Annotated in this window: 10 protein-coding genes and 2 pseudogenes; 8 read left to right on the top strand and 4 right to left on the bottom strand. The window is 63.8% G+C overall.

Annotation, left to right across the window (positions count from 1 at the left end; translation table 11 throughout):
- Positions 1 to 201: 201 nt before the first annotated feature.
- The 3 genes from AC1RU4_RS26090 (at position 202) to AC1RU4_RS26080 (ending at position 1,361) form a co-directional block, all read left to right on the top strand.
- Positions 202 to 381: a hypothetical protein gene (locus AC1RU4_RS26090; RefSeq protein WP_492894765.1), complete on the top strand. Its 180-nt coding sequence runs from the start codon at positions 202 to 204 to the stop codon at positions 379 to 381.
- A 237-nt stretch (positions 382 to 618) separates the two neighbouring features.
- Positions 619 to 1,044: a type II toxin-antitoxin system RelE/ParE family toxin gene (locus tag AC1RU4_RS26085; RefSeq protein WP_492894763.1), complete on the top strand. Its 426-nt coding sequence runs from the start codon at positions 619 to 621 to the stop codon at positions 1,042 to 1,044.
- Positions 1,044 to 1,361, top strand: coding sequence for a helix-turn-helix domain-containing protein (locus tag AC1RU4_RS26080; protein WP_492894761.1), 318 nt, complete (start codon positions 1,044 to 1,046; stop codon positions 1,359 to 1,361). The genes AC1RU4_RS26085 and AC1RU4_RS26080 overlap by 1 nt, the downstream gene beginning before the upstream one ends.
- A 149-nt stretch (positions 1,362 to 1,510) precedes the next feature.
- Here AC1RU4_RS26080 and AC1RU4_RS26075 read toward each other — a convergent pair whose 3' ends face one another.
- Positions 1,511 to 2,146: an NrsF family protein gene (locus AC1RU4_RS26075; protein ID WP_492894759.1), complete on the bottom strand. Its 636-nt coding sequence runs from the start codon at positions 2,144 to 2,146 to the stop codon at positions 1,511 to 1,513.
- Between the two features lie 12 nt (positions 2,147 to 2,158).
- Positions 2,159 to 2,707, bottom strand: a complete 549-nt coding sequence (locus AC1RU4_RS26070; protein ID WP_492894757.1) for a sigma-70 family RNA polymerase sigma factor — start codon at positions 2,705 to 2,707, stop codon at positions 2,159 to 2,161.
- A 194-nt stretch (positions 2,708 to 2,901) separates the two neighbouring features.
- Here AC1RU4_RS26070 and AC1RU4_RS26065 point away from each other — a divergent pair, with 194 nt between their 5' ends.
- The 5 genes and pseudogenes from AC1RU4_RS26065 to AC1RU4_RS26045 form a co-directional block, all read left to right on the top strand.
- On the top strand, positions 2,902 to 3,189 hold the full coding sequence (locus AC1RU4_RS26065) for a BufA1 family periplasmic bufferin-type metallophore (protein WP_492894755.1): 288 nt from the start codon (positions 2,902 to 2,904) through the stop codon (positions 3,187 to 3,189).
- Between the two features lie 59 nt (positions 3,190 to 3,248).
- Positions 3,249 to 4,103, top strand: coding sequence for an MNIO family bufferin maturase (gene bufB / locus AC1RU4_RS26060; RefSeq protein WP_492894753.1), 855 nt, complete (start codon positions 3,249 to 3,251; stop codon positions 4,101 to 4,103).
- Between the two features lie 3 nt (positions 4,104 to 4,106).
- Positions 4,107 to 4,868, top strand: a complete 762-nt coding sequence (locus AC1RU4_RS26055; RefSeq protein WP_492894751.1) for an HvfC/BufC family peptide modification chaperone — start codon at positions 4,107 to 4,109, stop codon at positions 4,866 to 4,868.
- Entirely contained in the window at positions 4,865 to 5,308 is a 444-nt protein-coding gene (locus tag AC1RU4_RS26050; protein ID WP_492894749.1) for a DoxX family protein, read from the top strand. The genes AC1RU4_RS26055 and AC1RU4_RS26050 overlap by 4 nt, the downstream gene beginning before the upstream one ends.
- A 178-nt stretch (positions 5,309 to 5,486) precedes the next feature.
- Positions 5,487 to 6,209 (top strand): annotated as a pseudogene (locus AC1RU4_RS26045) (3'-5' exonuclease); the annotation flags it as partial.
- Between the two features lie 291 nt (positions 6,210 to 6,500).
- Here the strand turns inward: AC1RU4_RS26045 and AC1RU4_RS26040 are convergent.
- Positions 6,501 to 6,704, bottom strand: a pseudogene (locus AC1RU4_RS26040) (hypothetical protein); the annotation flags it as partial.
- Positions 6,705 to 7,096: 392 nt separating this feature from the next.
- On the bottom strand, positions 7,097 to 7,280 hold a 184-nt coding region (locus AC1RU4_RS26035), incomplete at its 5' end, for a hypothetical protein (RefSeq protein ID WP_492894747.1).

Below are 7,280 nucleotides of genomic sequence, written 5' to 3'. Positions count from 1 at the left end.
TCATTGCGATCTCCTCTGCTGATGGCGGAGGACCTTGGACCAGACTGCCGTTAAGGCGGCGTGTCACGATCGACGCTGGACCACGATCATGCGCGTACGGACGGCGCGGCAATGCCCAGAAAGGTCAACTTATCCGCAGCAGTGCGCCGGATGGTACCATTCGAGATATGGTGCACGACTCGCGCCGCTCCGGGAGATTAAATGAAACAGCGAACACTGATCGGCGGCATAGTGGTCGGCATCGCCGTTGCCGGACTGTGGTCCGTCACGCGGCTGGATCTCGGGCTGCACTCAGCTCTGACCGGGATTGGCGTCGCGGTGTTTGTCGCCGGCATCATTGGGGGGATGATGGTGGCGTTCGCTGATGAGCGGAGTCGTTAGGGCGCGCGCCGTGGCAGACATAATCGCCCGGCGAAGTGAGGGCGGAGGTAGGGGCGTTGTGCCACCTGCTCTGGAGACCGGGTAGGGAGAATCGAGCGCTTCAATTAGGTGCACAATCTGCACGCTACGCTCATCAATCCGACTGCGTATTGAAGGCTACGACGACAAAAGTCCGCTTACGACGGCCCTGGCGAAAAAACGCACGGCAGGACCGAGCACGGGGCTGCTTACGAACGCATGAAATTTTTGTCACGTTCGGGAACACTGATTGACGAAGTGCGTATTTTACGTAGTGTGTATTTCATGCATTGCGTGTCGCAAACATCCGCCTTTATCCGGGCCGCGGCTGATGCCGGGATGAGTGAAGCCGAAGTCGACGGGCTCGTCGATTATTTGGCTGCGAACCCTATGGCAGGCGATGAAATCCAAGGCACTGGCGGATGCCGCAAGTTGCGTTGGGCAGGACGCGGAAAGGGCAAAAGCGGAGGCTATAGAACCGTCACATTCTACAGCGGGGACACGCTGCCAGTCTATCTATTGACCGCTTTCTCCAAGGGCGAGCGATCAAATCTCAGTAAGGCCGAGCGGAACGCATTGGCCCAAATAACCAAGAAGCTACTCGACGCATATCGCGAGCGAGTTGTCGAAGTCGGAGCACGGTAATGAGCAAGAAAGCATTTGATAAAATCGTGGAGGGCCTAAACGAAGCCGTTGCGATAGCGCGTGGAGAGATCGAGCCCGCCCGGCTCTTTGTCCCAGCGGAAATCGATGTGCGCTCGATCCGGTCGAAGTTGCATCTCTCCCAGGATGATTTCGCGTCCGCATTCGGATTCACCATCCATCAGATCCGCCAGTGGGAGCAGGGCCGCGCCCGGCCGCTTGGCGCAATTCGTGCCTTTCTTCTCCTGATCGACAACGATCCTCAGGGGATTTTGCGCGCGCTACAGAACGTCGCGAAGGCCTCTCGAAGGGCCGCTTAACTCGCTGAGGGATGTCCGCCGACATAGAGCCCGCCCTCCTTGTGAGCGGCGGGCTTTCTCTTCTCAGGGCCGAACGTCCCAGCGCGCGGCCCCGTACACGTCCGCGTCCGCCGCCTGTCCTTCGTTCATACAGCGCTAAGATCGACCGCTCACCAAACAAGCACGCGGCGACCGATCAATGCACCGACGATAACGAGGAAGCTCACCGCGAGCCCGTACCAGACGAGCACGAAGATCGGTGAGTCGTCAGTACAATGAAGTGCGTAAAGTGCCGCACCGAAACCGCCGGCCAGCGCGCCGATGGCAGCTCCAGCGAGCGTCGGATATGATGGGGCACCTCGCTTCAAGGCGAAGAAGGCCGCGATAAATACCGGCATCGACATGAGGGGTATGAAGGACAGGCAGTAGATTGCGTTACGTCCGATCATGCCAGGTATCCAGCTGGCTTCGGGGGTTGCAAGCATTTCACCCGCCACTCCCAGCGCCAGCGCCCCAGTGGGCACCAGCAGCAGCGGCGCAAGTGATCGGACATCCGCGCCGGGATGCGACAAGCGGAGTGCAATCGCGATACCTGCGAACGCGAGCGATAGCGAAACGATAAACTTTAGAAGTACGCGCGGATCCATGAGCAGTCCCGGCAGCCCGACCCGCAGCGTCAGGATCAGCAGGAACAGGCAGATCGCCACCGCAAGCCCGACGGGCATAGCAAACGCCAGTCCAGCCTCCAGACTGATCCGGTGGCGGCCGTCGGCGGCAAGGCCGCGTATCAGTTCGTTCGTCTCCACCTGCGTTGTCCTTCAGTCATCAGCCTTCAGTCGGGCGGAAAGGCTTGCGAAAGCACGATGCAGCGTCACCCGCACCGTGCCGGGAGTCATCTTCATCGCGGCTGCCGTGTCACCGACCGAGGCACCGTCGACTGCTATGGCCCGCAGCACCAACCGCTGCTTGTCCGGCAGCAGGGCAAGATGACGCTCGACATCCTCTGCTCGCGCGTCGGGGCGCTCCTCCGGTGCGGCGAGAAGTTCCGAGAAGCCGTCGACCGGCACTTCCACCCGTCGCCCCCGGCGGCGCAGATGGTCGATCAGCTTGTTGCGGGCAATGGTGCGAAGCCACGGCCCCAGCGGATCGCCCACCCGCCATGTCTGGCGCTTGAGGTGAACCGCCAGCAAGGTTTCCTGCACCACGTCTTCGCTCTCGCCGTTCAGCACGCCCATGCGCGACATGAGCCGCTGCACGACGCTGCGGATCACCGGAGCGATTTCGCGCAGCAATCGCTCGTAGATCACCTGATCGCCGGCGAGCGCCTCCTGCATCATCTGCATCCAGCGCCGCTCACGATCGTCCATAGACACCTTCCTGAAGGTCAATTCGCGTCACGGGAGCGGAACGTTACATGCCAGCCGGTCGGAACACCGGATTTTTCGCTGCGCATATTTCGTTGCCTGCCCGTGTAACGCAACAGGGTGTCGTCCGCGAACAGGGAAGTGTCACCGAGCGGCGTTGCCGGCGGTGCGTCACTCCCACTCACGGAGAACATCCGATGACCACGAAGACCACTCTCACCGCCGCCACCCTCGCCGGTTCGCTGGCGGTCGCACTGGGCATGGTTGCGAGCGCCGCCGCCGGTCCGGTCGCAACGCAGCCGGGGATGGACAAGTGCTACGGCATTTCCCTCGCCGGCAAGAACGACTGCGCCGCCGGTGCAGGCACGACCTGCGCCGGCACCTCCAAGGTGAACTATGACACCAAGGCCTGGAAATACGTGGCCAAGGGCACCTGCGAGACCATCAAGACCCCGAAGGGCATGGGCCATCTGATGTCCATGTGAGTTCGCGCCTGCGGAGGGCGCGATGCGGCGCCCTCCGCACCCTCCCGGAGGAAGATCACATGAACCGCTCATTGCCCGCCGGCGCCGGCGTCGGTTTTAAGCCGGAACATTTCGAGGCTCTGCTCGCCGATGACGATGCGCCGCTCGCCTTTCTCGAAATCCACGCAGAGAACTACATGGGCGACGGCGGACGGCCTCATGCCCAGCTCGCCCGGCTGCGCGAGCGCTTCTCTCTCTCATTACACGGCGTCGGTCTGTCCATCGGCGGAGAAGGCCCTCTCGATGCGGACCATCTGGCGCGGCTGAGGCGGCTGATCGACCGCTACCGGCCGGAAAGCTTCTCCGAACATCTCGCGTGGTCTTCCCACGGCGACACGTTCTTCAACGACCTGCTGCCGTTGCCCTATACGCCGGCAACGCTGGCGCGGGTCGCCGACCACATCGATGAGGTGCAGGACACGCTCGGCCGCCGCATGCTTCTGGAGAACCCATCGACCTATGTGCGGTTCACCGAGAGCACCATCGCGGAGGTCGATTTCCTCGGCGCCGTGGTGGCGCGCACCGGCTGCGGCTTGTTGCTCGACGTCAATAATGTCTTCGTCTCGGCAGTGAACCACGCCACCGACGCCCGTGCCTATCTCACCGATTTCCCGTTCGAGGCGATCGGCGAGATCCATCTCGGCGGTCACGACGCTGATGCCGACGAGACCGGCGCGCTCCTGCTGATCGATGCGCATGGCAGCCCGGTGGCCGATCCCGTCTGGACGCTGTTCGAGGAAGTGATCGCGCGCACCGGTCCGCGGCCGAGCCTGATCGAATGGGACAACGACGTGCCGGACTGGCCCGTGCTGCGCGCCGAGGCGACGCGGGCGGCGGGGGTGCTGTCGCGGGCCGCCCGCGGGCAGGCGGCCTGAGCCATGGAGGGGCTTTCCGCCTTCGCCGCGGCGCTGACGGCGCCCGACCGCCAGCTACCGCCGGGCCTCTCTGGGCCGAGCGCCGCGCGCTTCGCGGTCTACCGCAACAACGTCGCGGTCGGATTGATCCGGTCGCTGGAAGCGCGCTTTCCGGCGCTGGTCGCTTTGGTGGGCGAGGAGTTCTTCAGGGCTATGGCGCGCGATTTCCTGCAGGCCCGCCCGTTCGCCTCGCCGCTGATGATGCGGCTGGGCGACGAACTGCCAGACTTTCTCGCCGGCTTCGCGCCGGCATTGGAGCTTCCCTATCTCGCCGATGTCGCCCGCATCGAGGTGGCGATGACCCGCGCCTATCATGCGCAAGACCTACCTCGTCTCGGCGCTGCGGCCTTCGGCGCCCTCGCGCCCGATGAATTGGCGCAACTGCGGGTAGAACTGCATCCAGCTGTCGCCACGTTGCGCTCGGAGCATCCCGTCTGGACGATCTTCACCATGGCCACCGGGCGGGAAGCTCCCGGACCCATTGCCGCTTGGACACCTCAGGCCGTGCGCATCGACCGGCCGGAACTCGACACCTCGATGCAGCAGATTCCGCTGGGCACGGCGGCGTTCCTCGAGGCGCTTAAACGGGGAGCGCCGCTTGCCGCGGCGGCCGACCACGCCTTGGTGGCCACGGACGACTTCGATCTGTCCGCGGCATTCGCCGATCTTGTCGTTAGCAGCCTCGTCACGCGCCTCTTCCTCACAGAGAAGGATCTTGGACCATGAACAACGCAACTCTGCTGAACCTCCGCGACCGGCTGGATACGGCCCCCCTCTGGCCGGTCAGCCTGTGCGCGCGGGTGTTCACCGCCGCGGTGTTCTGGCAATCCGGCGAGACCAAGGTCGACGGCTGGCAGGTGACCGACAGCGCGGTCGCGCTGTTTCAGGAGGAATATCGGCTGCCGCTGATCGATCCCTGGCTGGCGGCACATCTGGCGGCATTCGCCGAACACCTGTTTCCGGTCCTGCTGGTTCTTGGCCTTGCGACACGGCTGTCGGCCGCCGCCCTACTGGCGATGACCGCGGTGATCGAGATTTTCGTCTATCCCGACGCTTGGCCGACGCACGGCGTTTGGGCGACCTCCTTCCTGCTCCTCATCCTGCGCGGGCCGGGGCCACTCTCACTCGATCGTCTTTTCTCAGCGCCGGTCCGCATTCCGAAGTGACCTGTGAGGAAACGTTCTGACGGCACCGGCGGCCACAGCAGACCCAACTTAACTCCCGCGTTGCCGCAGGCGATAGTGACTGACACCCCATTCATTGCCATCGCAATGACCGAACAGGCCGGCGGTGGCAAGGTAGAACAGCCGCCAGCGCCGCACCGCCACGCCAATGGTGCCAGTGCCCTCGACGGCGCAGGCTGCGCTCGATGCGATGGCGCAGAGCCGCGACCCGGTCAAAGCGCTGATGGAGCACGCGTGCCCACCGCGCGCTACCGCGGACTGGCTGGGCTTCGTCACCCTGTTGCAGGGCTTGCGCAGCCGCAGTGCCGGCTGGCCGGCGGAGATTGGCGAGGCTCGCGCCTGGTATGAGCCGCACCTCGAGCGCATCCATGAGGACTTCGAGATGCGCCGTGCCGATCTGCTGCAACTGGAGGACATTGCCGCCGGCTATCCCTCGCGCGAGCGCTTCCTGACCGAGCTCACCCTCGACCCGCCCGACGCCACCTCCGGGCAGGCCGGCGTGCCGTTGCTCGACGAGGACTATCTGATCCTCTCAACCATCCACTCGGCCAAAGGGCAGGAGTGGAAATCGGTCTTCGTGCTCAACGCGGTCGACGGCTGCATTCCGTCCGACCTCGGCGCCGGCTCGTCTGATGATCTCGAGGAAGAGCGCCGGCTGCTCTATGTCGCGATGACGCGGGCCAAGGACAGCTTGAACCTCATGGTGCCGCAGCGCTTCTTCACGCACAGCCAGTCGGCGACCGGTGATCGGCATGTCTACGCGGCGCGCACCCGGTTCATACCGAACGGACTGCTGACACTGTTCGAGCGTGCGGCTTGGCCGATCGCGGTTAAGGTGGATGGAGCGTCCTCGCAGCCGCAGCCGGTTCGACACTTTCTGGGAGAAGGCACGCCGCCCGCGCAGAGGCACCTTCTTCTCTTTCAGCAGGTCGAGGGCCGCCCGATACTCCCGCGTGACGACGCGCGTGTCCTCCAGCAAGGCCCTTTCGACCAGATGGGGAACGACTTCGGCGATCTCCCGATGGACGACCGACTTCACGATGCCGCCGATCGCACGACGCGCCAGTTCCTCGAAGGCGGTCACGGTGACGGGAGCAGCGGTAACGCGCCCCTCCATCCGCTCCCGGACGACCGTGTTGCACCACATGTGGAACTCGGGGCTGAGGTACTTGGCGTAGGCGAGACCGATCTGCCAGTGGGCGAAGGTAGCACCGCCTGCCGCACCTCCCTTGGTCACCCGCACCAGACCGAAGTGGGATTTTCCCACCTCGCCCATACCGAGGTCTTCGGCCATGAACGAAATAAACCGCTGGGCTTGTTCACCACGGAGCCATTCGACAGGACGCTTGGAAGCGTCGCCGCCCTGCGCCTTCCACATGTCGGTGAGCGACAGCATCTCGTTGCAGTCGCGGATCACCTCGCCGTTATAGATGAGCTTCGTATCGGTCGTCGTCAGCATGATAGGTCTCCATCGGCGCCGGGCCGCCAGGCCCCGACACGCGTAGGGTGGTCGATAACGACCTCCCGGCGCCGATGAAGCTCGGAAAGGGATGGTCGTGTCCTTCCCCCTGGCGAGGGGGCATCAAACTGTCTGGCGATCATGTGCGGCCTCGATGAAACAGGCCAACGCACGCACTTTTACTTGGTCGAGAGTGGGTGGATTTTCTCAATACCCGCAAGCGGATATGTCGATTTCTGCGTCTATCCCCAGGCGACGTTCCCCATCGAGCGCTACCCCTTGTCGGTAAAACGCTGATCACCCTCATGAATTCAAGGTGACCGTTTAACCGTCAGTGCAATAAAAAGCGGGGAAAGCTTGGCACCAGCCGCTTGAGAGCGTCTCATTTGCCATGGGAGACTGCCGCCGCCGATCAGGCTCGGCCAGCCATTGCTGCCCGCATCGTGGCGCACAGCGAGCCGATCTCCTCCGCCGTCGGCGTGAGTTCCGCCATTC

It is taken from the genome of Ancylobacter sp. GW821-FHT10E12 (assembly GCF_058809335.1).
This window is presented reverse-complemented; position numbering and strand designations above follow the sequence as displayed.

What these genes read in the sequence shown, in the direction of transcription:
- AC1RU4_RS26090 (WP_492894765.1), top strand. Translation starts at nt 202, where the DNA reads ATGAAACAGCGAACACTGATCGGCGGCATAGTGGTCGGCATCGCCGTT.
- AC1RU4_RS26085 (WP_492894763.1), top strand. Translation starts at nt 619, where the DNA reads ATGAAATTTTTGTCACGTTCGGGAACACTGATTGACGAAGTGCGTATT.
- AC1RU4_RS26080 (WP_492894761.1), top strand. Translation starts at nt 1,044, where the DNA reads ATGAGCAAGAAAGCATTTGATAAAATCGTGGAGGGCCTAAACGAAGCC.
- AC1RU4_RS26070 (WP_492894757.1), bottom strand. Translation starts at nt 2,707, where the DNA reads ATGGACGATCGTGAGCGGCGCTGGATGCAGATGATGCAGGAGGCGCTC.
- AC1RU4_RS26065 (WP_492894755.1), top strand. Translation starts at nt 2,902, where the DNA reads ATGACCACGAAGACCACTCTCACCGCCGCCACCCTCGCCGGTTCGCTG.
- bufB (WP_492894753.1), top strand. Translation starts at nt 3,249, where the DNA reads ATGAACCGCTCATTGCCCGCCGGCGCCGGCGTCGGTTTTAAGCCGGAA.
- AC1RU4_RS26055 (WP_492894751.1), top strand. Translation starts at nt 4,107, where the DNA reads ATGGAGGGGCTTTCCGCCTTCGCCGCGGCGCTGACGGCGCCCGACCGC.
- AC1RU4_RS26050 (WP_492894749.1), top strand. Translation starts at nt 4,865, where the DNA reads ATGAACAACGCAACTCTGCTGAACCTCCGCGACCGGCTGGATACGGCC.